Origin of the sequence: Halorubrum sp. Atlit-26R (assembly GCF_003666015.1) — an archaeon.
Taxonomy (GTDB): domain Archaea; phylum Halobacteriota; class Halobacteria; order Halobacteriales; family Haloferacaceae; genus Halorubrum.
The window spans coordinates 1-22,518 of record NZ_QPLT01000015.1; the positions used below are offsets into that span (position 1 = coordinate 1).

Sequence of the window (22,518 nt, forward strand, 5' to 3'; positions counted from 1 at the left end):
TTCAACATGGAAATCGGAATGCTATCGAACGTGTCTTTTGGGAAATAGAACGCCGAACATCATCGTTTGCGAATAGTTTTAGCAATGTCGCGTTAGAGACAGCTCAAAACTGGCTCGAAGCCTTCGCAGTCTACCACAATTCACGCCAAACTTAACGCGACCCCTCGATGTCGAGATCGCTTTTCCGGTGTACTAAGAGTGGCAGCCGGTCGCGCAAGTCCCGAATCAGTGGTTCCCGGCGCGGGGAGAGTGTTCCGCGTGGTGGCCGGCGTTTGGTTAGGGGTGGGAGTCCGTCCTTGTGGAGATCCTCTTCGGTGACGACCCGCACGTCGAGCAGCTGTGCCAACTGCCACGCACTTCGTATCGCTGACGCGTACGCGGTCGCGCTCGTCTACAGGCGGTTCAAGGCGAGTGCCTCGGGGCTTGACTCCGAAGGTGAAGCCGACAACGCCTAACCTATCAAGTAGATGGGCAAGATACCACGCGGCGGTGGTCACACCCAACGTCATTAGGACGGCATCGCTCAGACGAGTAATGCTCGGTGAGGGACAACCGCTGCGGCATGGAATGACAGATCGACGAGCGAGCCGCGGGAACCCATTGTAAGGATGTTACGGCGGATTTTCTGCTTCGTTCAGTTGTGTAAGCGAGTTCTCCTCGTATGCACGCCGCCAGAGAGAATGTACAGCACGTGTAACCTGCCTTGGTTCTGTGACAGTAATACAGGAGCGCTGTGGGTGCTCTGACGACGCATCGGGTGGGTTGTGAAAATGCTTGTTTGGAGCGTCTGGTTTTGGATGGTAATCAAACCGGAAGTTGACATCCTGTTCGTCAGTATGGTGAAAATTGTAGTATCCCGTTTGGTACCATCGAACATCGAATCGACACGAGTCCGCATCTCCAATCCCGTCATCGAGTCGAACGACGAGTTTCGTCGGGTCCAGTAGGCTGTCGAATCCTGCCTCGATGACGAGACCATCCAGCGCTGTGAACTCGTCTCGAATCTGTTCTACCGCTGTTTCGTCTAACGACCCGACCTCCCCCTCGATATCTGTGTCAGACTCCATCTACGCCGTTGATCGCTCGCTGTCATCGCTGAGTGCACCGTACTTGTACAATCCGGTAACACGGCTGGTGTCAGCAACACGAGCCGCAGCAGCGTGACTATCGTCAGGGTCAAAATCGTAGAGTGAGAGCGCCGCCTGTGCAATCTCAAGATTCTGTTCGATCTGTTGCCAGCGAGTTATATCTTGCCAGCCATCGTCGCCGGGTTCTAGTTGGAGAGTGAGTTCGTCGACGTCAGCAACGTCGTACTGCTCTCGGAAGCTGTGTAGTTCCGTCTTGAGGTCTTGAATCGTGTCTCGGATCTCGCTTTTCGTATGTTCGCGATGAATTGCTGCGATACGCTTCATTGCCAGCATCTGAGGAGCGCGCATATATCGGGTTCCAGACTCTGTGTTGATTACTTTGACACGGCCAGTCTCCGCCAGTATCGAGAGGTATTTCCGCGCAGTTGGTTCACTTACCTGTGCCCGTTCGGCTATTGTACTGGCCGCTTGCGGTTCGGTGGTGACGTCACTGACGTGCCGGATACGGTCGAACGTGGTTGTATCCGCCTTCCACTCCTCAATAGCGGCCTCATTTACGTCTCCCTCCCACAGTTCGTGGGGAGCGTCAGTTGTGGTCATGTGTATCATCGGTTACTGGCCCTGTCCATAAAATACTTTCTTAGAAATAACTAATATTTGGTATTCTAGCCAAACTCGTAGTCAGTGTCGCGAGCGTTGACGTACTCGTCGTTGCCCGTTCGGTCCGGTACGTAACACGGACCGTGATCCGCTATGTGGAAGACAGGGGCTTCAATATCGAGGCCGCTTCGACGGTGAACTAGAAGCGGTAATCGGTCACGCAAGTCTTGGATGAGCGGTTCTCGCCGCGCGTTGAGCGTTCCACCCGGAGGCCGGCGTTCGGTCAGCGGCGGGAGTTGGCCTTTGTCGAGATCCTGTTCGGTCATAATCCGAACGTCGAGTAGTTGGGCTAACCGCCACGCGCTCTCAGTTACGCGGCGCGCGACAGCGAGGACGGGCATTGCCCGCATGAGCATAGCCCGCAGCGCGACTGCTTCGACGGCGTCCCGCTGAACCGGGACTTGGTGCCAGTCTTTACACTCAACCACGAGGAAATCGTCAGGATCACCACGGGGCTCGTCCCGGCGGCCGATCACGTCGGTTTCGAGCCCAAAACAGTACTCGTTGCGGGCTGTTCTGTACCCCCACTGCTCGAGTGTCTCGGCGACCTGAGTTTCGAGCCAGCGCCCGTTGGTCGGATCGTGGTCCGGATCCTCGTCGTCGGGCGTGCCCACGGCGTCAATTTCGGCCGTGAAATCGAGGTTGTCGTCACTCATCAGTCGGATCCTCGATAGTGTCAGCGGCGTCTGCCTGCTGGGCTGCCGCTTCGAGAGCTGTCGCGATCGTCTGGGTCTCGCTCGGCGTGAGGACGGCGAAGGTGACCTCGCGGTCATCGCCGAAGCCGAGGAGGACACGTGATCCCTCAGTGACGTCGGTGCTGTCGGTGCTGACCTGGATACTTCCATCCGTCGCTGTCGGGCGATCACGTCTGATGACGGTCTCCAGATCGAGTGTTGGGTCGCTCACTGTTGGTCACCCCCATTCCGGAGTCGTGTTTGTGGGGTCGTGACTGCTGTCGTCGGGTGTGGTGTCGGTATCATAATGTCGGTTGGGTGGTCTCGGGTGTCTCGGACTTGATGGGCGTGGCTGTTCGGCTGCCGGCTTGTGTTGGCGTTCGTCATTGGACGTATGTTGTAATCGGTGGCTGCGCCAGGTTCAGTGAGGATCGATATCGGTGGCAGTCTGTCCCATCCACCGCGATCGGCTCCCCCCGTGCGGTCGGGGGACGGGTCGGTCGGCCCGGCGAGTCTGGTTGACTGTCGATGCGTCACCAGAGGTGGCGCGAGCTGATTGCTGTTCGTCGAGAGCCACGCCGTTACTGGTGGTGTCTTCGGATATGGCGTCGGATTCGTCGTGGTCCACCGGCGGTGGCCTCCCTGCTGGACGGGCGTGACGCGGTCGAGATCGCGGACATCGCTCAGGCGACGGTCGTAGCTGCTCGCGGAGATGTCTGCGTGCTCGATTAGCTCTGAGCGACCGAGTGGGCCGTTGGCTCGCAGCAGGGTTGCGTACAGCTTGGTCGCTGTCGGCGTGAGGTCGGGTCGGAAGCGCTCCAGCGGGAGCGTGGCCGCTGCGCGCTCGACCGCGCCCAGCGTCGGCGTTCGAGACTCGTTCAGCGCGCGCAGTAGGCTCGCCACGACATCGTACGGACACGCGCTTGAGGTGTCCGCCGGGCCGAACGAGCGGAGACAGAGCCGCACGAGTCGCTGGCGCTCACGGGGTGTCCACTGGGCGTCGTGGGTCATCGTGACCTCATCGATCACCCGTCGGATTGCGGGGTAGGTCGTCCCGTCGATGACCGGAATTTCGAGTGTCGGTGCGTGCTCGGTGCCGTCGGCGATCGCCTCCCGGACAGTTGTGAGTTCCCTCGTGAGGGTCGTGGAAATCTCGTCGTGGCATTCCGTGATTGTCGGGCCGGTCACCACCCACGACATGGTGAGATCCATTGTCGCGTCGTGTTCCGGTTCATACGGGAGCCGCCGGCACAGCTTTGCGGGCCGGTCTTCGAACAGCATGCGGTACCCCGAATGAACGCCGTAGACGGACTGTTTGGGAGCAGTTTTGGCGAGGAACTCACAGAGGTTCTGGAGACGTGTTTGGTTACGTGCGAGTGCGCCGGTATCGGGCACTCTGATGGTCGTCGTGAGATCGATCCCAACTGCATGATACAGCTGGGTTGCTGAAGCGATCAGCCCGTGAAGATCTTTCAACAAGTCGCTGCGAGCGGCTGTGTCGTCGCTGTGCGTAAGTTCAGCGACCTGTGCGAGAAGTCGGTCTCGAACCGTTGTGATTCGCTCGCGCCACGCATCGTAGGTGATTTCGGCGTCGCTACACCAGCCGATTTGGTGGCCACGGCGGAGAATTCGGGCCGTTGGAACTGTCTGGCTGGGCTCATCGATCGCCTCAAACTCCTGGCCGAGTCGTGTCGGGGTGAGAATGTTCGAGAGGGCCTTTTCGCTCAGTAAGGCGCCCGCGAGACGTCCCAGGGTGGCTAAGGGGCCACCCCACTGGAGGACGACGAGGGTTTCATCGTCAATGTGGCTCAGGTACGCGATACGGCCGTCGTCGAGCGGCTGTGGGTGATCATCAATGAGCGTGATGGCCTCGTCATGGGCAACAGTGCCGAATCTCTTGTGGAGGTTGCGTGGAGCGTTCGTAGGCCGGGTGAGCCACTGGACGTAGTCAGCGTCTTCATCTGGATCGACGGTTGTTGCCACCCACTCGTCGGGCGCGGGTGTTTCTTCGCCCACCCGGCGGGGCGACACTGTACTTGTAGGTTGTTGAGGGGTCCCAGTAAGATTCCCATCAAACCGGCGCTGATCCGGATGGACGAGGTCGTAGTTGTCGTCGAGACACTGTTGGACGGTTGACTGGCCTAAGTCGGTGAGCTGGACGGTGTTGTGCTGGCTACGCCGATCGACAGTGACCAACTCGCGGTCTTCGAGATTGAGGACATACCTGCTAATAGTGCCCTCAGCGATATCGATCGTGTGATCGTGGATGAGATCCCGGTAGCTCCGGGCGTACTCGGTGTCGAGATTTCCGAGGAGCCGACGTTTCCCAGGTTCGATGTCGAGATCACGGATGACTTCCCACGAGGTCTCAGCAGTCTCGGCGTGGTCGGTGTGGGGGGACCGATCCCGGCTGGCAGTAAGATCAAGGTGACACTCAGTCTAGGTGGGATATCGCTTCGAGAGGTGTCGTCGGACTCTGGGGGAAGCGACGAGTCTGACATCGAACCCGTCGGCGAGCACAGCGATCGCCGCGAGTGCGCGGACGCCCGTGCGGCGGTCTGTAAGACAGGTCCAGGCGTCGCCATCAAGCAGGAGCGTGAGAGCGGTGGGGTGCGCTTCGAGTTCGCGATGGAGCGCAACCGGACCTTTCGCGAGCGCACCAAGGTCGGCGTTGACCGGACCACGCCCCGTCCCGATGCTGGTGACGGTGTCAGTGAGATCCGCGTGTCGCTGTCGGTGGTATCTGGTGAGTGTACTGGAGAGTTCGTCTCGATAGGTAAGCGCGAGTGTCGTGATCGCACGAGTGTATGCGACGGCTTCCGCGACCTCATCGGTCCAGCGGGTGTCCGTCGTTTGCCACGCTGGCAGGATTTCTCCGAGAAGCTGGGAGCTCGTACGCCACGGATCGGTGGTGGCGTGATCGCGAATGATCCGCTCGGTACATGACCGGAGTTCGGCGAGGAGGTCTGGAATCCACTCGGTCAGCCGAGGCGAAACTGCCGAACAGCGGATCCCCTCAGGTGAGCAGTCTGTGGTGTGGCTGACGAGCCGGATCCCTCGCTTGCGGGCTGTAGACTGGCGTGTTCGCACAGCCGATCACCGCAGGGTGAGAGGCTGGCTGGTCACAGCGGCCACCATCACTCCGACCCCTCGCGTGAGCAACCACCATCAGGGCGGGCGTGTTCTCGGACAGCGGTGAGCAGCGGGGGTGGGTCTCGCTGGGTTGGCTGGGTTGGGTCTCGTGGTGTTGGGGCGTCTAGATTGACGTTTGGTTCGGTGGCTGTCGTGGGACTCGTGACGACTATTGTCGGATCAAGGAGGACGAACGTTGTCGATTGCGTTCGGGTGTTCGAACACGTCCCGATATGACCCGTGAGGACGTATTCGTAAACACCGCGTGTGAAGACGGTCGGGTGCTCGTGCCTATCTGATCCGCACATAATGTAGCCGATCGCGTATGTCGGCTCGCCAGCCGCGCGGTAGGCGTAGGCGGTGACGTCGTCGCCTTCGTTGAGGGGTTGCCCGCAGACTTGACAGATCGGGTCAGTCGTGTCGAGTGCGATGCGCGTGAACTTGGAGAGAGCTGCGGCGTGTGAGTTGTCGGGTCGCGTCATTCGTTTCTCCCCTCCGCATGGTGAGTGCCGGCTTGCCATGCCTGTCGAGCAGAGAGTGCGCGGCGGCCCGGCTCGGTGAGTTGGTACTCGGTCGTGTCATGGGTTTGTTTGGTAACGAAGTCGCGTTCGACGAGTTCTCCGAGGATGTCACAGATCCGGCTGTGGTTGATGCCGTCGGTGTAGTAGTCGGCGAGTGTGTAATAGAGTGGACGGCTCTCGCTGGGGCCAGTCTGTGAGAGTATCCAGAGCAGGTCGCGCTGGGTTGCCGAGAGATCGGCAAGCGAGTGGGTAGTGTTCTCGGTGTGGCTAGTCATTGTAGCCCTCCACAACGTTCCCGTCGGCGCTACGTGTCGTAGCGCACGTTGTACAGAGTGGGCCGTCAAAGGCAGCGTCGTAGCCGTCGGCTGGGTAGGGACACAAACTATAGCTGGAACTGTTACAGTTCGATCCGTCGGTCGTCTCGCAGGGCTTAAGCCCCACAGTTGCCACCATTAGCATGGTTCTGTGTTACGGCACAGAACCCGTCCCGGTCGGGTGCCTGTACACCGCGGCCGGGGTTTCTACATTTTCTCGCGAGCCGAGGGTTCGTCACTCGGGTTCCGTATAGGATCGGTTGCTCTCTAGTAACATATAATTAACGGTGATGTTCAATATGAGCTTGTGGCAGTCTATAAGTGCTATCCGCCCGTAATATAGACTGTGAAACTGAATATGTGCTCTATGAGGCACTCAGGCAAGTGGATGACATCTCTTGATGATCGAATCTTGGAGTTCCTTCATGAAAATAAGCCGACAACACCCACAAAGATGACTACAGAAGCATCCTTGCCATACTCTAGACAGCATGTTGACAGGAGGTGTAAAAAGCTGGATGAAGAGGGCCTCCTCGAAAGCTTAGGCAATGGTGTCTACATGATCACCGAAGCCGGTGAAGCATATCTCAAAGGGCACCTCGATACTGAAAATTGGAGGTATATTGCTGAAGATGGTGAGGACTCCTATGACAATTTGGCTGAAAATACTGGAACCAACAAATAAACATCTTTTCCAAATATTTGTAAATTATGTTTTCGATCGGACAGGAAATAGTACGTGTGCCGACGCTCGCGACAACGACTACACTTCGGTGAGACCAGCGCTAGCAGGCCGTTGGAAACAGCTCTCTCCGTTTATTAATTACTCCGATCGAGCTGGATGAGCGTCAAGAAGCGACGTCGGGAGAGGCCGATCGCGAGCGCGATGAGTCCGATCAGGCCGAGCCAAGTGAGCAGGTACGCAATTCCGAGGTCAATCGCGGAGACAGTTCCAGTACGCGAGACGCGAAACAGTAGCTGGGCCGCGAGAAGCACGCCGTTCGTGACGAACACCCAGCCAACGATATGCTCGTTCCGAAAGAACCGTGCTACATCGGCGAGGCCCGGAATCCCAGAGCGTCCAAAATGAGACAGAAAACATGACGAATGTTCCGGGAACCATCTGAAAACCGCGTTTTCAACCTCTCCGTCACGAGCGAGGGTCTCGAAGAGCGAGCCTAACCCCTCATCGGCCTTCGCGTAGTGGCCGTGTCGCGTCGTTCGCAGTACGCCGATGTCGACGAGAATATCGAGGTATTTGCTGATCGTCTCGTTATCTTCCACACTGGAGAACCACTTCGAAACCTCGGCGACGGTGTACGTCTCTGCCCAGGACTTGTCTTCGAATCTCGCGCGTGTAAGCTCGTACTGGAAGGTACAATACAACTCGGGCAGACACACTTTCCGGTGGTTCGCGGGCAGGTTTTGTTTCGAGTACGATTCTTCAGAGGTCACAAAGACAGGTCCGTCGACGGCTCCGGAGTCGACTTGCTCGTTCCACCGGGTGATCCGTTCCAGATTGTGTTCCGAGTACAACTGCTTTGGGTCGTGCCGAAACACCCGATTACGATTGATCTCCGTGTGGCTTGGTGGGATCGGGGGAGCGGGCCGCATCGATGTCAGGTTAGGACACGAATCGGCAATATCACTTTTTGTCTCCAAATTAAATTACTATCTCGAAACAATGGAGTTCACGGCGTGAGATTATAAGCTTTTATCCGAATCGACACCACTCGATTCGGAACAACGCGCAATCATTCCCCACTTGATGCTTCGAGTGCCGATGAACGGCAACCAGACGACGAACACGCTTGAACAGCACGCATCTCGGAGAGAGTACACTGTCCAACTCTTCGAAGAAATGGACAAAGAGCCAGGCACAGTCTCTCACGCAGCCGGAGGGATAATCGCCACGACAGCGCTCAAAGACGGGGCCGATGAAGTCGTGAATCTGATCAAGGATCCACAGGTATGGAGGGTAGAGGCCTGTCTCAGTGATCGTAGTACGGCAATCAGGATTGCCGATACAGTTGTCACGGTCCCTGAAACGATCGCCACGGCGGTGCGGATCCACTACGAAGACGACGACAAGATCCGGACCCTCCAATTGTTAGGGACAGACACCTCTCGAGCCCATCGATACGAGACTGCCGTCGCGCAGTTCCTCCTGACATTCACGGAGGCCGCCAACGGCGCGTCTCTCGACAAAGGCGAGCTGGCCGACAATCTCGGTCGCTGGCATCGGAACCTCACTGGCGACACGATCAGCCCGGTGTGGATCGGGCGGACGCTTCAGGCGCTCGATGTCGAGACAACCGAGCGGGCGGTCCCCGACCGGCAGTGGATCAACGGAGAGCTCATGGAATAATTACATGGCTTGGAGCGTTCGGACAAAGCTCCGAGACTACAGATGTCTCTGGCCTCGACTCGAGGCAGTATCTCGCTACTCGATACACCACCGACGTGGTTGACAGAGAACTCTCACCGAACGACTATTACGACGATCTCCGGGTGTTCCGGTCGTCGCCGGACCTGAGTCACGAGTCCATTCGTGCGTCCGTTGAGACAGCGTCGACGGTAACTCGGTAGAAAGAAGCTGACTACTAATCTGTCCAGGGCACACGCGACTGTGCTCGGTTAGTTATCGACGACTGCTTCGTCCACTTCATCATCCGCTTCCGGCTCCTCACCGCCCTCTAGTTCGTCGAGGCGCTCCTCGGCGCGGTCGCGGTCTTCGGGGTAGCCCACGTCGATACGCCAGCCGTCCAGCCGGATCGCGTCGATGGTGCGGCCGGACTGGATGAGGAGATCGATCGCGTCGGGGAGTTCGTACTCGCCGCGGTCCGAGGGCTGAACGAGGTGGCACGCGTGAAAGATGGCGGGCGTGAACGTGTAGAAGCCGGTCATCACGAGGTTGCTCGGCGGGTCGTCGGGCTTCTCGACGACCTCGACGACCTCTCCGTACTCGTTGGTGTCGAGGACGCCGTAGCGCGAGGCCTCCTCGTAGGGCACCTCCTCGACGAGGAACGCGGCGTCGGCGCGGGCCTCTTTTTGACGGCTGGCCACGTCGGCGAGGTTCCCGCGGAAGACGTTGTCGCCGAGCATCAGCATGAAGTCGCCATCAACGTGGGGCTCGGCTTGGAGGATAGCGTGGGCGAGTCCGAGCTGTTCGCGCTGGTGCGCGTACGTGATCGGTACGTCGCGGTACTCGTCGCCGTAACGGTCGATTATCTGTTCGGCCTTGTAGCCGACGACGACGATGAGTTCCGTCGCGCCGGCGTCGATCAGGTTGTCGAAGACATCCTCGATGAGGGGCGTTCCGTTAACCTCGACGAGCACCTTCGGTTTGTCGTCGGTGAGCGGTCGGAGGCGTGTTCCTTTGCCCGCGGCGAGTACGACTGCTTGCATAGTTTGGTGATACTGGTGGGGTCGCAAATACTTTGTTACCGATCCGGCCATTCTGTGATGGAACACCGAGTCTGGATATAGACCGTATTCTGTGATTGCGAAAGCGCGGTATTGATACGTGATCAGTCGAAAGCGGGCAACTGACGAACCCCCCGTGATCCGCACATGAAATACGGCCGAACCTCGATGATCGACTTCTTGTCGAAGATCGTCATGTCTTTTTCGGGGTTCGTCGCGACAATAGTCCTCACTAGAACGCTCGGTCAAGAGCGATACGGGGCGTACGTCGTCGTCTTGTCAGTGCTAGCGTGGGTCGCGATCGCGGGGAATCTCGGTCTGTCTCCGGCAGTCAAAAAGCGCGTGAGCGAGGCCGACGACGGGAACTACGTCGTCTCCGGCGTTATTGTGCAGTTGATCCTGTACGCGATTGTCGCCATCTGCCTCTGGATCGCTCGTCCGTATCTAAACGCCTACATGGAAGTCGATGCGACGGGGATACTCATCCTGTTGTTGGCAGTCAAGCTCGCGATGGACTTCGTCCAAGCCGTTCTCGAAGGCCAGCATTTGGTACACATTTCGAGTCTCCTCTCACCGGTCCAGTGGACCAGTCGAAGCGTCGTACAGGTCGCACTCGTGTTGGCGGGGTTCGGACTCACAGGAGCGTTCGCAGGATACGTCGTCGGTGCCGTCGTCGCAGTGCTCGTCGGGGCATATTTCGCGTCGTTCAACCTGTCTCGCCCGTCTCGTCAGGACTTCGATCGGTTGAGGTCGTACGCGCAGTTCTCTTGGCTCGCGTCGGTGAAAGGCCGGACGTTCCTTTCGATGGACACACTCGTGCTCGCTGTCTTCGTTTCGAACAGTGTTATCGCGGTCTACGAGATTGCATGGAATCTCGCGTCGCTGTTTGCCATCTTCGGGTCATCGGTCAGACGCACGCTGTTTCCCGAGATGAGTAGGATATCTTCAATTGAGGGAGCAAACGATGAGATAGCGGAACTGTTGCGTGTCAGTCTCGCGTACTCCGGGTTGTTCATTATCCCAGGGCTGGTTGGCGCGGCGATCGTAGGTGATGTCGTTTTGACGATCTACGGTTCCGGCTTCCAGACCGGGTACTACATCCTACTCATCCTGACCTTCGCTCGACTGCTGTACGGGTATCAAGGGCAGTTGCTCACAGCACTTGACGGTATCAATCGTCCCGACCTGACATTTCGAATCAACGGAGTATTCGTCGCTGTGAATCTCGTTTTGAATATCTTACTGACGTGGCAATACGGCTGGTATGGAGCCGCTGTCGCGACAACGGTATCTGCCGCACTTGGAATGGTGTTCAGTTACTACTACGCGAACCAGATCATTGGTGTTACTGTACCGATCGACGTTATCGGCAAACAACTGTTCGCAGCAGGCGTCATGGCACTCAGCGTGTACGGAGGTCGACTTTTGATTGGCGATTCACTGCCACTCGTATCCGTTCTCGTCATCGGTGGTGCGGGTGTGTACTTTTCTGTATTATTAGCTATCTCACAGGATTTCCGTACAACTGTCGGGAGGAATATCCCATTCAAGATTCAGGACTTCGGCGAGTGATAAGCGAACATGTAAACCGAACGTGGAGCGTAATAGCGCAGAGCAAGTTGAGCAGGAGCAGCACCTGTGTGACCTCGGCTACAGGTAGACACATATCAGTCGGATTGTAGCGTGAACACATTTTATCAGCTCTCCTGCCCAACATGCTAAAGCTATTTAATATTCCATAGCTACACGCGACTATGTAGGCTTTAGTTCTTGAGAAAAGAGAATACGGAGTAACCCCGAGTGGGTGTGGCCTTGATGGGAATAGTTGATCAAGTTCTGGTGTGGGCTGGTCGCACTCGCGATATCGTTGCGCTTCGGACCGGTGCATTCGGAGACTTGATGGACGTCTCCGTGGACGGATACGGTTCGCGGTTTCACATCGATACGTACCGGGAGCTATGGCGGGTTCGTGACCTCGTCGGAGAGCGAGAAGTCATTAGCCATCTCCTGTCTGAACTGGATGAGGGGTCAACCTTCTGGGACGTCGGCGCTAACATCGGCACACATAGTTGTATCTGCGCAAGCAAGGCATCGGAAGTTGTGGCTTTCGAGCCGAACCCCGAAACACGGACACGTCTCGAGGAGAACGCGAAGCTCGCTGCTGGCAGCATCCAAACGAGGGCGGAAGCCCTCTCTAACGAATCCGGAGAAGGAAGACTCTCGAGTACTGATGACTACGCCGAGGGAACACACGAGATCACCGAGTCGGGTGGAACGAGAGTAGCGACCGCACGTGGGGATGATCTGTTTGGTGATATCCCCTCCCCTGACGTAATCAAAATCGATGTCGAAGGACACGAATTAGCGGCGCTTGAGGGAATGCAGGATGTGCTCACGAAGTCCTCTCACGTATTGGTCGAAGTACACCGAGGGGTGGACCTTGAGGACGTACAAGCGCTCGTTTCAGAGTCTGGACTCGAGACACACCTGTGGTCCAAACGGGACGGCGAACAGTTTGTGGTTGGCGAAAAATTGGAAATTAATGCTGACTGATTAACTATTCGTGTTGAATAGTGAAACGAGTAAGGCCAACACCAGTAATTCAGATGTCCGGCTAAAGATTACTGAAACTTGCTCGATATGCTTGATAAGAATAAACATCTAAGCTCCATCGTTAGAGTAATTACCACCACACAAAACATCGGAGCATGACGGATTACATCCTCTCATTCAAGCCAGCTATCGGTGATTACGGAGATCATGACCCTAGTAGCGCACTATTCAAGGACGGGAAATTAGTTTTTGCTGTCGAAGAAGAACGTTTCACCCGCCAAAAACACGCTAAGGGTCAGTTCCCACGAAACGCTATAGAGGCATGTCTTGAATTTGGTGAGATCGATTTGGGCGACCTCAACAAAATCATCTTGCCTTATCAGCCGGAGCTCCAACTCAATATATGGCAGCACTATTTCAAACAGCAAGCACTAAAACCGGACAACACCCTTGAGAAGGTCTTAGGACTTGAGCGGTTCGCAAAGGGAATAATATCGAAGAAATTCATCGATGGGTATTCCGTTGGCCCGGTTAAGAATGAACTACGGAAGATTAGTGATTCGGTTCCTCGGATCGAACACAAACCACATCACCGATGTCACGCTGCGAGCGCGTTTTACCCGTCCGATTTCGACGAAGCTGTCGTTGTAACAGTAGACGGTAGAGGAGAGTACGATGCGACCGCTGTGTGGAAGGGTACAGAGGTTGGTGTCGAACGACTAGAGACGTTCGAGTTCCCGAACAGCCTCGGCTACTTCTATGCCGTTGTGACCGAGTTCCTTGGCTATCATTCGTTTAATGGTGAGGGGAAGGTGATGGGACTCGCTCCCTACGGGGGGGACAACACTAGGATCCGAAGAACACTCGAATCCTGTATCTCCACCGGCGCGGACTACGATGTTACTGATCTTACCGGCGATGGAATCGAGGCAGGAGTTCAGAAGTTAGAGGACATCTTTAATCGTGAGCGCAAGGACTCACCGAGTGAGTTCACAGACTGGGAGAAGGATCTCGCACGGGTCACACAGGAGTTGACCGAAGAAATTGTTTGTTCGATTGTCGAGTGGCATGTCCGCCAACTCGGTATCTCTGATGTCTGTCTCGCGGGCGGAGTTGCACTTAACTGTAAAATGAATAAGACCGTTGAGCAACTTGAGGTAGTAGACGATCTTTTCATCCAACCAGCGGCACACGACGCTGGTCTTGCCCTTGGTGCCGGAATGCTGGAGTCGACACCCAGCGAAACGCCGTCGATGACCAATGCGTACTGGGGGCCCGAGTACACCGGCGAAATCGAACCTGTACTTGAGGAGTCGAAGCTAGAGTACGAGGAGGTCGACAACCCCATCGAAGTTACCGCTGACGCGCTGGCAGACGGTGAGCTGGTTGGATGGTACCAAGGCCGCCTCGAGCTCGGGCCGCGGGCGCTCGGAAACCGTAGTATCCTTGCTGACCCTCGGACGGTCGAATCACGAGATCGGGTAAACAAGTACGTCAAGCATCGCGAAGAGTGGCGACCGTTCGCTCCGTCGATGAAAGAAGAAGCGCTCGATGACTACCTAGTAAATGCCACATCGTCGCCGTTTATGATTAAGACCTACGAGGTCCGAGAGCAAAAGCGGGACGAAATTGCTGCCGCACTACATCCAGGAGACGAGACGACGCGACCCCAGACGGTCAACCACGAGCAGAATCCCCGTTACTACGATCTCCTCTCCGAGTTTGAGAGCCGAACTGGTGTGCCTGTTCTCTTGAACACGTCTTTCAACGATCACGCAGAGCCTATCGTCACTAAACCTGTTGAGGCCATCAAAGACTTCTACGGGATGGGGCTCGATAAGCTCGTCTTAGAGGACTACGTACTTAGAAAGTAATTCTTCTGAAGCGTATTCAATAACACCAGAATTTCGTTTCTCACCAGCATTTTGGGCTCTTCGAAGTAAGAATGGATTGTTGGCATGTCCATACACCGGTAGCTCTGCCATTGTTCTTCAAACGGAGACTCGTAGAACCACAAAGTAGGAACCTAATCTGACGGACTCCGGTTTAATCCCTCATTCTGTGTAGCCGTATTTCGGCGTTTGTGTACTGGTCCGTGGTTTGAGAATCATCCGTACAGGTACAGAGAAGCAGGATCCACGCCATTTTATATACTTGTACGGCAGAGGAACAATCAAAATCGGATATTACAATGAGTAAAGTAAACCTTCGAGAATCAACTGGTGTTGTCTAAATGGGAACCACGGATTCTGTTCGGCACATAGTAGGCGAGCTACGGGAGAACGGAGGTAACTGGGGTTGGTGGCGAGGGCGTATTCGCCGGTATATCAACGAACCTGTTCAACAGTCATTATCGCCACGATCGGAATCAACAAATTTCTTAGATAAACAATGGGATACGTTAGTGATTATTGATGGGTGTCGAGCAGATCTTTTTGAGGAACTCAACTTCGATAACTCGTTCGACCACTACGAACGAGTACGAAGTAACGCGAGTGCGACCCCAGAGTGGCTACAACACACATTCAACGAGCATGGAGACATCGTCTACATCAGCTCGAATCCAATGGTGTCACGACATCAACCTGACGCGTTTCACGAGATGGTGGAGGTGTGGCGTGATAATCTCGATCCAGAAACATCAGTCGTGCCTCCCGAAGCAATTACGGAAGCAGCGCTGAAAGCCAGAGAGGAATATCCAAATAAGCGTCTGATAGTTCATTATCTCCAGCCTCACTACCCGTTCATCGGGTATCCAGATTTGAACTATACTAATATGACGTACGACGATCTCGGACTTGATGCGAAGAACCACCAACATGAGGATATCGCTAGTACATGGGACGCACTTCGTGAGGGGTTGGTCGAGAAAGACGAGACTCTCGAAGCCTACGCCGAAAACTTAAAAGTCGTGATGGAAGATGTTAACTCTCTGCTCAATCAGCTTGACGAGCGGGTCGTAGTTACTTCTGATCACGGGAACATGTACGGAGGGAGGTCGTGGCCAGTTCCGATTCGGGTGTTTGGACATCCGCGTAATCTTCGCCTCGGTGAACTCGTGACAGTACCGTGGGGAGTAGATGAGGGGCCGAGGCGAGAGATCAAAAATGATAGTGTGAGCGCTGAGTCTAACGCGACAGACGAAACGGTTAGTGAGCGGCTCCAAGGGCTCGGCTATCTGGAGTGATTTAACGCCGGGTTTAATAACCATCTCCAAGAGATGAGAGTAACAACCAATGACCACTTTAGAAATAAACGGGATTGAAAATAACTTTGACAACGTCTACATTTACGTTGCTGACGCATTGCGGATGGACTATCTTAGTCCGTCGCTTCGAGACAATCACGGATTTACGAAGACCATCTCAAGCGGCACATTCAGTCCACCGGGGTTCGCGACACTCGTTACGGGGCGCTATCCCCATGAACACGGCGTCTACGGTTTTCATCATGAACTGGATTCTGAGATGGAAACCATATTTACCGCATTTCCAACAGTCAATACTGGTTTCTACCGTGGTATCGGCCAAATTGGAGAAGTACTTGGTGCAGAACACGATGTCCCTTCAGAACCGTTCGAGTTAGATGAGCCGTTCTTAATTATGGAACGTGATCTACTGACCCACGTTCCATACGCAAAAGACCAACAAACCACGATACCGGAAGGAACTGAATCGTATTGGAAAGAAGTCCGAACAGATCGCGGCAAGCTTATTGACGATTATGAGCGTTCGGCGCGTCTTTCTGCCGAGCGATTTAAATCGAGAGTCGCCGAATTAGAGGAGAAAGAGATTCTGGAGGATACGCTCGTAATCCTGACCGCGGATCACGGTGAAACACTTGGGGAGAATGGACTTGTGGGGCACCGACACTCAATCACACCTGAGATATCGTACGTTCCCACGTTGATTTACAACGAGGGAGCGAGTATTCACCAAGATCTTATCGGACATACAGATATCTTCCCGATCGTTGCGAACGCATTAGGAAAAAAAGATCAAGTCCCGAATGATGTGCTAACCCATGAGATATCGGAAACAAGTAACCGGGCAGTATATCTGACTGAGAGTGCAGATATGGATTCTGAAGGAGTTTGGGGACCAAACGGTGGTTACGTCTTCGTAAATGAAGGACTGGTTTCGCGTCTGAAGTGGATTGTGGTGAAGATGGCAATTAGTGGAGCGAGATACTACCATCGACGGCGACCGCTGTCTGTGATCAAGCACGGGATGGAAGGGTTACTATCTCAGCCTCTCAAATATGGAAACCCGCAGTTCAGCGAAGAATTCGCTGAGAAAGTCGTCAAGAACGCCTTAGAGGACCAGATAGAAGGAGAGGATCGTGAGTTATCTAGCGAAGCCGAAGCCAGACTTCGAGAACTGGGTTACATGGAGGAGGCGAATAAGTAAACGCCAAAATGCGCTGTTAACAGAGCGGCACCGTGGATTAGTCTGCGTAACCCATATCCTTAAGGTGCTCTTTTGTTTTCTCGTCAAGTGAAGCTTCGTCGGGAGAAATTTCTGATGGATTTCCTTCCGTCTCGTGCCACTCCGAGAGGAATTGTGACAGCTGTCGATACACACCCGGATATTCGGAATTGACCGCGTTTTCCTCGTCGGGAAGCCGGTAGAGATCCGTCTGTCGGTCCGTTTGTACGAGCTTGAACTCAGTCGTTCTAGCAGTCGTTATCTCCGACTGTGGCAAATCGGAACGATCAAAATTCGGGTTACACTCCAGCAGGCTCTCGTAATTCTCCTGTGATTCGTCGTCAACCGACTCCAAGTGCTCTTGACTGATGGCCACGTCCCGGGTTTCACTGCGGAGATCGACCCCTTGGAACTGACTCGTATCTGCTCCGACCCGTTCCAGTATCGTCTGTATTACGTCCATGTGCTGTGTCGGTCTCAAGCTGTGTCGCGATATGCCTTCCAGGCCGTAGACGACGAGCGGGACGTGTATCAACGCGTCGTGGAGTACAGTACCGACCGGATAGTGTCCCAGTAGATTACGCTCTCCGAGAAGATCACCGTGATCCGCAGTAATCACGATTATCGTATCCTCGAACGTCGATCTGATGTAATCTACGAGGCTACCTACGCAACTGTCGGTATATCTGATACAAGAGTCATACATGGAAACCAACGTTCGTAGGTCACTCTCAGAGAGCGGAAGGCCGTCGGCGATCAGCTGATTGAGGTTCTCATGAACCTCGTTTGCGAGTGAAACTGCTTCGTCCCCGTCGACCGTACTATTTTCGAGGAACGTCTCCTCGTACGCCTTGGGAGGGACGTACGGGAGGTGTGGGTCATCAAAGTGGACGTAGCAAAACACCGGTTCGCTTCCCTTCGACGCACGTTTGAGCTTCCGTTTGGTTATATCCGTGGTGAAAAACGAATTCTGTTTGCCGTGTGCACTAACATCGAGAGTGAACCCCGGCCCGTGCTCTCGGAGGTATAGGGGATACTTCGCGGCGCTGAGCCCCAATTCACGAGAAACAAAATCATCTAGCGTGTAGGGAGACGATTTCGTAAAGTCGTCGAACCGCTCGTCCAACCCCTTCGCTGCTCCTGCGTAGTTGTTCTCGGAAACCCCGATCGTCCGGTACCCGATTTCGGAAAGCAACTCCGGTGCTGTCTCAATCTCTTCCGGAATGCGTGCCGAGGACTCCATCCCGAGCATCCGATGACGTGATGGGTACATACCCGTCAACATAGACGGGACCGATATCGGTGTCCGTGAACTGTGTGCTATCGCGTGTTCGAAGTTAATTCCCCCTTCCGACAAAATGCGTGAGAGCTCCGGGGTTGTCGTGCGATCATAGCCATTGATCGACGTGTGGTCGGCCCGAACACTATCCAAAGTTATCCACACTATGTTCGGTTTATTCGAGGGGATGGGAGCAGACATCTCGCCAGACATACCTGCTTAGAACTGTCGGGACTACAAATCGTTTGCCCAGTACTTCTGACAACTTTCGCTCAGCGAACGAACCAACCAGAAACGTATATCGACACTATTATACTCAATATTTGAGGACCCCGATAAAGAAACTCAAAATACATTTAGAGATTGGGACCGGCCGCTTCTGAACGTACTTTTCGAATACGAGTTGGTATACGCTCTCTGGGCTACCACACAACCGAAAAAAAAGCATGAATAAGGCGAGCACTGAAGCCGAAAGGCCGAAATTCTTCCTCACGAACCGGCCGTGGTTACGGAACCGCCAAGTGAATAGTTCTGGTGTGAATTCGTCTCCCTTCTCCTTGTGATAGCAAAGCAGGTTCGGATCGTAACAAATCCTCCCGAACTCGCTAATACGAGCAAACACGTCGGTCTCTTCTCTCTGTGAGTGACCACCGTACCCGGTGTCGAACCCCCCGATCTCTCGAAGGGTCTCTCTCAAGAAACTCATGTTCGCCCCCTTAAGAGTGTCCACGTATATTGCTTCTTCGGGGATAAGTGTCGAAGCATCCCCGTAAATCGTTCCCACCCTCGTAATGGATAGAGTAGAAAAATCACACACGCCATAGTCCGTCTGCTCCGCGACCGGGGGGCAAGGCCCCCCAGCAGCCACTAGATCGTCGCCCTCCTCGAATCGACTTCGCACCCGATCTCCGAAGTCTTCTGGGCAATAAACATCATCATCAATGAACGTTACCACCTCAGTCGAGAGTGAGTTGATCGCCTGATTCCGTGCCGCCTGCATGTTCTCTTGGGGGCCTCTCTGATAGCGGATCCCATCTTTGGTTTCACACCAAGTTTCCAATTTTTCCCCCGATGAATCGTCCACGACGAGGACTTGTTCAAATTTGGTTAAATCGATCTGTAGGAGTGTCTCTACGGTATCGACAAACCGATCCATCGTGACGATAGCAAGGCCGACAGTAGTGTCATTCGATGTCATCTTTAAGTTAAAACCTGATCACGTGCCCGGTTGCTGAGCTTCCAGCCAGGTCTCCCGAAAACGCTTGCGAGTATTTTAAACGGGCACAGTATACCTGGATCCGGGTTGACTCGACAATGTTTGAACATAGAGGTTACGGCAGTCAGAGACCAAACCCTGTTCTCCAAGTAGTATTTCGCTTTGGTGAATTCTGTCTCCGAAAGCGCCTTCTGCTGTACTTCCTTCGGGTGTTTTTGATAGAGCTTCGAGTATTTCTCTATTATCTCGAATCGCCCCTCAAAGGCACCTTTCGACGCACCCCTCGCATCGGGAGAACGACTCTTTTCCACGAGCACCTCGTCAGCGAAGTCAAACTCACCGAACCTGGCTAGTTCGATCATCATCTGTAAATCGTCCCCGCCAGGTAGCTCAACGAACATCTCCGACTGTTCGATTGCGCTTCTTCGTATCAACATCGTCGAAGTCATACAGGGCCACATCTCGAATTCGAGTGCGTTGCGTAACACCTCTCCTCTACACGCATGATGCGGATGCTGTGACTCTCCGTCGAACTCTACACCCGAGTAAACGACAGCCAGCTCATCTCGACCGCGCATGGTTTCGACTGACTTTTCTATCTTTTCCGGCTTCAGTCGGTCATCATCGTCGAGAAAGTGAATGAAATCTCCGGACGATAGCTCGAATCCGGTCTGCCTCGCTGAGTTTGCCCCTTGATTCCCTTCTAATTGAACGTACAATACATCTTCTCGAGAATCGAGCCACTGGGATGCGTAGCCCTCCCCGGAGTCGTCGACGACGATTACCTCAACGTTTTCGTACGTCTGTGAAACCGCACTCTCGACGGCATCAACGACATCTCTTCGATAGTATGTCGGTATTATCACGCTCACAAGGGGCGACGGTCTCATTGGATTCGTGGTAGTAACACTACGTCAAAGGTCTGCTGGCCTCGATTTTCCCTTCGATAACGATCCTCACTTCCCAGATCCGGAGATTTCACTGTACCAGTCTGGTTCTGTGTTCGATTTCTGGACAGCATCCCAAACAGCGCTACGTACCCGATCGTGGAAGGCGTCCACCGAAAAGCGATCCGCGAACTCCTCAATCTCTCCGCTTTCCCATTTCACACCCTCGCTCTCGAACCGTGCCACCGCTTCTCGGATCGATGTGCCGCTCGGGTCTCTCGCGAAGGAATATCCGTTCTTGCCGTCGACGATCTGGTACTGCGTCATCCCTTCTTCTACGCCGATCAATGGCGTTCCAGCGGCGAGTGCCTCTACGGGAGAAATACCGAAGTCTTCGTCTTGGCCGTTGAAGACAAAAGCTCTCGCCTCCGCCAGCAGTTCTTTTTTTGTGGACTCACTAACGTAGCCCGCAAACTCGACGTTCTCTCCCGCCATGCGTTCAAGCTTCTCGCGCTCTGGGCCGTCACCGGCGACGACGAGTGTCGCGTCAAGGTTATCGAAAGCTCGGACGATATCGTCGACACTTTTGTGCCAATCTAGCCGGGAGAGGGTGAGGTAGTAGTCGTTCGTCTCGGCGTCGTCGGGGGAGTACTCGTGTGTGTCGACCGGTGGATACACCACCTCAATCTTCTCCGCCGGGATCCCCCAGTAGCGGATCATCCGTCGTTTCACTTGTTCGGAGTTCGCGAGGAATAGGTTTGGCTTGTGGGTATTGTGGTCGAACGCAACGCGGATAGCGTAGTACAACAGTAGTTTTACTGGCGTGAGACTACCGTCACCGAGTTCGTCAATCTGGTCCGACTGGCGTCGGTTCGTGTGATGGATGTACGCGACCCACGTCTGTTCGGTGGGGGGGACGTAGAACAGCGGTTCGTTCCCACTTGTAACAAGTACGTCGTGCCCACGGAGCGGTTCCGCGACCTGCCAGCCCAGCATGTGAGAGAGCATTCGGGCCATGCCACCCCGACGAAGTGCCCACCCGTGGATTCGTCCGTTGATTATCTGAGTCGTTTCGATATCATCGGGTTCGATAGTTTCGTCCCGCCATCCGACGTAGAGCGGAGTCGTATCAAACACACGTGAGAGTTCCCACGCGACGCGATCACCACCGCCGTTGACGTGTTCGCCCCAGTGAGCGACTGCGATGTCCTCACCAATAGAGTCCCCGCTCATTTATCAAGAAATGGTTGGCACTCCGCTAAAGACTTCACGAATAGGCACCGACCAGTTCAACGCCGCCACAGTACACCGCTGACTTCTTGAAGGAGAGATTTCTAACCTCACCCGATGGAATCGAATCTTGAGGAGTGGGTTTCCGAACTGCGCGATCATGTTCGAGAGCATCCGAAACGTGCGCCACTCTACTTCGTATTCACACTTTATTTAATCGTATGGTATGCGATCACCTCTCGCTATCCGATCGGCAAAAACGTTTATGAGAAGGATTGGGATTTGCTTATCGTCCTTGACGCCTGTCGGGTCGACACACTTCGCGAAGTCGCGAACGAGTACGAATTCATTAGGGATGTCGGGAGTGTATGGTCTATCGGGAGTCAGTCGGCAGAGTGGATGTCGAACACGTTTACCGAGGAGTACCGTGACGAAATCAAGGATACTTCCTATATTTCCGCCAACGGATATAGTGAATCAGTATTGGAGGCGGGGCTGCGCCCCCCGGCGAACAACACTCTCCCTATTGATTTATCATCGTGGTCTGTTGTTCCAGGTCACGATTTTAATTCGCACGTACAAGTCTGGAAGACCAACCATGATGAGAAGTACCGAACCATTCACCCGGAACCGATGACCGATCAAACGATTGAGGAGGGTCGTCGGGGAAGTGCTGAGCGGATCATCGCACATTACACCCAACCACATCTCCCCTATGTTGGAGCAGCAGTATCCGAAAGTCGTGAACCCACCGAACTAGAAGACCGCGGCTACGAACTACTCGAGGAGGGCCGAGATTCGCGTGACGAGGTTCTCAACGCGTACAAGGAGACCCTCCGGTGGGTTCTCGACGATGTCGAAGAACTCTTACAGAACATCGACGCGGAGAAGGTAGTGATAACGTCGGACCACGGCGAAGCATTCGGGGAAGGGAAAGCGTATGGCCATCCAGAGGGGTTCCCTCATCCTGCTGTGAAAAAAGTACCGTGGGTGGTAACGAAAGCGACCGACGAGAAGACACGCGAACCGGATACGGAATCGGACACCTCCGTCGAGACGGATATCGAAGAACACCTGCGAGACCTCGGATATCGTTGATCGCTGCTTACCG

22 protein-coding genes and 1 pseudogene are annotated in these 22,518 nt (G+C 54.7%); 10 read left to right on the top strand and 13 right to left on the bottom strand.

From position 1 onward, the window contains the following. Positions 1 to 155, top strand: a pseudogene (locus DVK07_RS14855) (IS6 family transposase); the annotation flags it as partial. A gap of 456 nt (positions 156 to 611) precedes the next feature. Here DVK07_RS14855 and DVK07_RS14865 read toward each other — a convergent pair. The 5 genes from DVK07_RS14865 to DVK07_RS14885 form a co-directional block, all read right to left on the bottom strand. Further along, positions 612 to 1,067: a hypothetical protein gene (locus tag DVK07_RS14865; RefSeq protein ID WP_121597790.1), complete on the bottom strand. Its 456-nt coding sequence runs from the start codon at positions 1,065 to 1,067 to the stop codon at positions 612 to 614. Then, entirely contained in the window at positions 1,068 to 1,688 is a 621-nt protein-coding gene (locus tag DVK07_RS23680; protein WP_233565451.1) for an ArsR family transcriptional regulator, read from the bottom strand. It lies immediately after the preceding gene. A 65-nt stretch (positions 1,689 to 1,753) separates the two neighbouring features. Next, positions 1,754 to 2,404, bottom strand: coding sequence for a restriction endonuclease (locus DVK07_RS22735; RefSeq protein WP_158603166.1), 651 nt, complete (start codon positions 2,402 to 2,404; stop codon positions 1,754 to 1,756). After that, on the bottom strand, positions 2,397 to 2,654 hold the full coding sequence (locus DVK07_RS14880) for a hypothetical protein (RefSeq protein ID WP_121597791.1): 258 nt from the start codon (positions 2,652 to 2,654) through the stop codon (positions 2,397 to 2,399). Before DVK07_RS14880 ends, DVK07_RS22735 begins: the two co-directional genes overlap by 8 nt. Beyond that, positions 2,651 to 4,618 carry a plasmid replication protein repH gene (locus DVK07_RS14885; RefSeq protein ID WP_233565452.1) on the bottom strand — a complete coding sequence of 656 codons (1,968 nt, stop codon included), beginning with the start codon at positions 4,616 to 4,618 and terminating at the stop codon, positions 2,651 to 2,653. The genes DVK07_RS14880 and DVK07_RS14885 overlap by 4 nt, the downstream gene beginning before the upstream one ends. 60 nt (positions 4,619 to 4,678) lie before the next feature. Between DVK07_RS14885 and DVK07_RS23685 the strand changes: the two genes are divergently transcribed. Then, positions 4,679 to 5,368 (top strand): hypothetical protein, encoded by a 690-nt coding sequence (locus DVK07_RS23685; protein ID WP_233565453.1) that lies wholly within the window; start codon positions 4,679 to 4,681, stop codon positions 5,366 to 5,368. A 191-nt stretch (positions 5,369 to 5,559) separates the two neighbouring features. Here the strand turns inward: DVK07_RS23685 and DVK07_RS14890 are convergent, their stop codons facing one another. Beyond that, complete coding sequence (locus tag DVK07_RS14890; protein ID WP_121597792.1) at positions 5,560 to 6,036, bottom strand: hypothetical protein; 477 nt, start codon at positions 6,034 to 6,036, stop codon at positions 5,560 to 5,562. Continuing rightward, a complete protein-coding gene (locus DVK07_RS14895; RefSeq protein WP_121597793.1) occupies positions 6,033 to 6,350 on the bottom strand; it encodes a PadR family transcriptional regulator in 318 nt (105 codons plus the stop codon). Before DVK07_RS14895 ends, DVK07_RS14890 begins: the two co-directional genes overlap by 4 nt. Before the next feature lie 406 nt (positions 6,351 to 6,756). On the opposite strand from DVK07_RS14895, the gene DVK07_RS14900 reads away from it, so the two are divergent. Continuing rightward, positions 6,757 to 7,074 (top strand): MarR family transcriptional regulator, encoded by a 318-nt coding sequence (locus DVK07_RS14900; RefSeq protein ID WP_121597873.1) that lies wholly within the window; start codon positions 6,757 to 6,759, stop codon positions 7,072 to 7,074. Between the two features lie 134 nt (positions 7,075 to 7,208). Here the strand turns inward: DVK07_RS14900 and DVK07_RS14905 are convergent, their stop codons facing one another. Continuing rightward, positions 7,209 to 7,844 (bottom strand): hypothetical protein, encoded by a 636-nt coding sequence (locus tag DVK07_RS14905; protein WP_147441178.1) that lies wholly within the window; start codon positions 7,842 to 7,844, stop codon positions 7,209 to 7,211. Between the two features lie 328 nt (positions 7,845 to 8,172). Between DVK07_RS14905 and DVK07_RS14910 the strand changes: the two genes are divergently transcribed. Beyond that, positions 8,173 to 8,757, top strand: coding sequence for a hypothetical protein (locus tag DVK07_RS14910; protein ID WP_121597795.1), 585 nt, complete (start codon positions 8,173 to 8,175; stop codon positions 8,755 to 8,757). 269 nt (positions 8,758 to 9,026) lie between these two features. On the opposite strand, the gene aglF is transcribed toward DVK07_RS14910, so the two are convergent. Then, complete coding sequence (gene aglF / locus DVK07_RS14915) at positions 9,027 to 9,797, bottom strand: UTP--glucose-1-phosphate uridylyltransferase AglF (RefSeq protein WP_121597796.1); 771 nt, start codon at positions 9,795 to 9,797, stop codon at positions 9,027 to 9,029. A gap of 165 nt (positions 9,798 to 9,962) precedes the next feature. On the opposite strand from aglF, the gene DVK07_RS14920 reads away from it, so the two are divergent. The 5 genes from DVK07_RS14920 to DVK07_RS14940 all read left to right on the top strand — a co-directional run bounded on the left by DVK07_RS14920 (position 9,963) and on the right by DVK07_RS14940 (position 16,777). Next, positions 9,963 to 11,387, top strand: a complete 1,425-nt coding sequence (locus DVK07_RS14920) for a lipopolysaccharide biosynthesis protein (protein ID WP_199719541.1) — start codon at positions 9,963 to 9,965, stop codon at positions 11,385 to 11,387. A gap of 327 nt (positions 11,388 to 11,714) precedes the next feature. Then, positions 11,715 to 12,368 (top strand): FkbM family methyltransferase, encoded by a 654-nt coding sequence (locus DVK07_RS14925; RefSeq protein ID WP_158603167.1) that lies wholly within the window; start codon positions 11,715 to 11,717, stop codon positions 12,366 to 12,368. A gap of 155 nt (positions 12,369 to 12,523) precedes the next feature. Beyond that, positions 12,524 to 14,242, top strand: a complete 1,719-nt coding sequence (locus tag DVK07_RS14930; protein ID WP_121597799.1) for a carbamoyltransferase C-terminal domain-containing protein — start codon at positions 12,524 to 12,526, stop codon at positions 14,240 to 14,242. Positions 14,243 to 14,772: 530 nt separating this feature from the next. Continuing rightward, complete coding sequence (locus DVK07_RS22270; RefSeq protein ID WP_147441180.1) at positions 14,773 to 15,555, top strand: hypothetical protein; 783 nt, start codon at positions 14,773 to 14,775, stop codon at positions 15,553 to 15,555. A gap of 49 nt (positions 15,556 to 15,604) precedes the next feature. Further along, entirely contained in the window at positions 15,605 to 16,777 is a 1,173-nt protein-coding gene (locus DVK07_RS14940) for a sulfatase-like hydrolase/transferase (RefSeq protein WP_121597801.1), read from the top strand. A 37-nt stretch (positions 16,778 to 16,814) separates the two neighbouring features. Here DVK07_RS14940 and DVK07_RS14945 read toward each other — a convergent pair whose 3' ends face one another. From DVK07_RS14945 to DVK07_RS14960, 4 genes are all read right to left on the bottom strand, one after another. Beyond that, positions 16,815 to 18,287 carry a sulfatase gene (locus DVK07_RS14945; RefSeq protein ID WP_121597802.1) on the bottom strand — a complete coding sequence of 491 codons (1,473 nt, stop codon included), beginning with the start codon at positions 18,285 to 18,287 and terminating at the stop codon, positions 16,815 to 16,817. 103 nt (positions 18,288 to 18,390) lie between these two features. Continuing rightward, on the bottom strand, positions 18,391 to 19,272 hold the full coding sequence (locus tag DVK07_RS14950; protein ID WP_121597803.1) for a glycosyltransferase family 2 protein: 882 nt from the start codon (positions 19,270 to 19,272) through the stop codon (positions 18,391 to 18,393). A gap of 2 nt (positions 19,273 to 19,274) precedes the next feature. Beyond that, positions 19,275 to 20,180, bottom strand: a complete 906-nt coding sequence (locus DVK07_RS14955) for a glycosyltransferase family 2 protein (RefSeq protein WP_121597804.1) — start codon at positions 20,178 to 20,180, stop codon at positions 19,275 to 19,277. Between the two features lie 66 nt (positions 20,181 to 20,246). Then, the gene (locus DVK07_RS14960) at positions 20,247 to 21,410 is read right to left on the bottom strand and encodes a glycosyltransferase (protein ID WP_121597805.1); all 1,164 of its coding nucleotides are present in this window, start codon (positions 21,408 to 21,410) and stop codon (positions 20,247 to 20,249) included. A gap of 114 nt (positions 21,411 to 21,524) precedes the next feature. Here DVK07_RS14960 and DVK07_RS14965 point away from each other — a divergent pair, with 114 nt between their 5' ends. Beyond that, positions 21,525 to 22,505, top strand: coding sequence for a hypothetical protein (locus DVK07_RS14965; protein WP_121597806.1), 981 nt, complete (start codon positions 21,525 to 21,527; stop codon positions 22,503 to 22,505). The last annotated feature ends 13 nt before the right edge of the window (positions 22,506 to 22,518 follow it).

What these genes read in the sequence shown, in the direction of transcription:
- DVK07_RS14865 (WP_121597790.1), bottom strand. Translation starts at nt 1,067, where the DNA reads ATGGAGTCTGACACAGATATCGAGGGGGAGGTCGGGTCGTTAGACGAA.
- DVK07_RS23680 (WP_233565451.1), bottom strand. Translation starts at nt 1,688, where the DNA reads ATGACCACAACTGACGCTCCCCACGAACTGTGGGAGGGAGACGTAAAT.
- DVK07_RS22735 (WP_158603166.1), bottom strand. Translation starts at nt 2,404, where the DNA reads ATGAGTGACGACAACCTCGATTTCACGGCCGAAATTGACGCCGTGGGC.
- DVK07_RS14890 (WP_121597792.1), bottom strand. Translation starts at nt 6,036, where the DNA reads ATGACGCGACCCGACAACTCACACGCCGCAGCTCTCTCCAAGTTCACG.
- DVK07_RS14895 (WP_121597793.1), bottom strand. Translation starts at nt 6,350, where the DNA reads ATGACTAGCCACACCGAGAACACTACCCACTCGCTTGCCGATCTCTCG.
- DVK07_RS14900 (WP_121597873.1), top strand. Translation starts at nt 6,757, where the DNA reads ATGAGGCACTCAGGCAAGTGGATGACATCTCTTGATGATCGAATCTTG.
- DVK07_RS14910 (WP_121597795.1), top strand. Translation starts at nt 8,173, where the DNA reads ATGAACGGCAACCAGACGACGAACACGCTTGAACAGCACGCATCTCGG.
- aglF (WP_121597796.1), bottom strand. Translation starts at nt 9,797, where the DNA reads ATGCAAGCAGTCGTACTCGCCGCGGGCAAAGGAACACGCCTCCGACCG.
- DVK07_RS14920 (WP_199719541.1), top strand. Translation starts at nt 9,963, where the DNA reads ATGAAATACGGCCGAACCTCGATGATCGACTTCTTGTCGAAGATCGTC.
- DVK07_RS14925 (WP_158603167.1), top strand. Translation starts at nt 11,715, where the DNA reads ATGGACGTCTCCGTGGACGGATACGGTTCGCGGTTTCACATCGATACG.
- DVK07_RS14930 (WP_121597799.1), top strand. Translation starts at nt 12,524, where the DNA reads ATGACGGATTACATCCTCTCATTCAAGCCAGCTATCGGTGATTACGGA.
- DVK07_RS14940 (WP_121597801.1), top strand. Translation starts at nt 15,605, where the DNA reads ATGACCACTTTAGAAATAAACGGGATTGAAAATAACTTTGACAACGTC.
- DVK07_RS14945 (WP_121597802.1), bottom strand. Translation starts at nt 18,287, where the DNA reads ATGTCTGGCGAGATGTCTGCTCCCATCCCCTCGAATAAACCGAACATA.
- DVK07_RS14950 (WP_121597803.1), bottom strand. Translation starts at nt 19,272, where the DNA reads ATGACATCGAATGACACTACTGTCGGCCTTGCTATCGTCACGATGGAT.
- DVK07_RS14955 (WP_121597804.1), bottom strand. Translation starts at nt 20,180, where the DNA reads ATGAGACCGTCGCCCCTTGTGAGCGTGATAATACCGACATACTATCGA.
- DVK07_RS14960 (WP_121597805.1), bottom strand. Translation starts at nt 21,410, where the DNA reads ATGAGCGGGGACTCTATTGGTGAGGACATCGCAGTCGCTCACTGGGGC.
- DVK07_RS14965 (WP_121597806.1), top strand. Translation starts at nt 21,525, where the DNA reads ATGGAATCGAATCTTGAGGAGTGGGTTTCCGAACTGCGCGATCATGTT.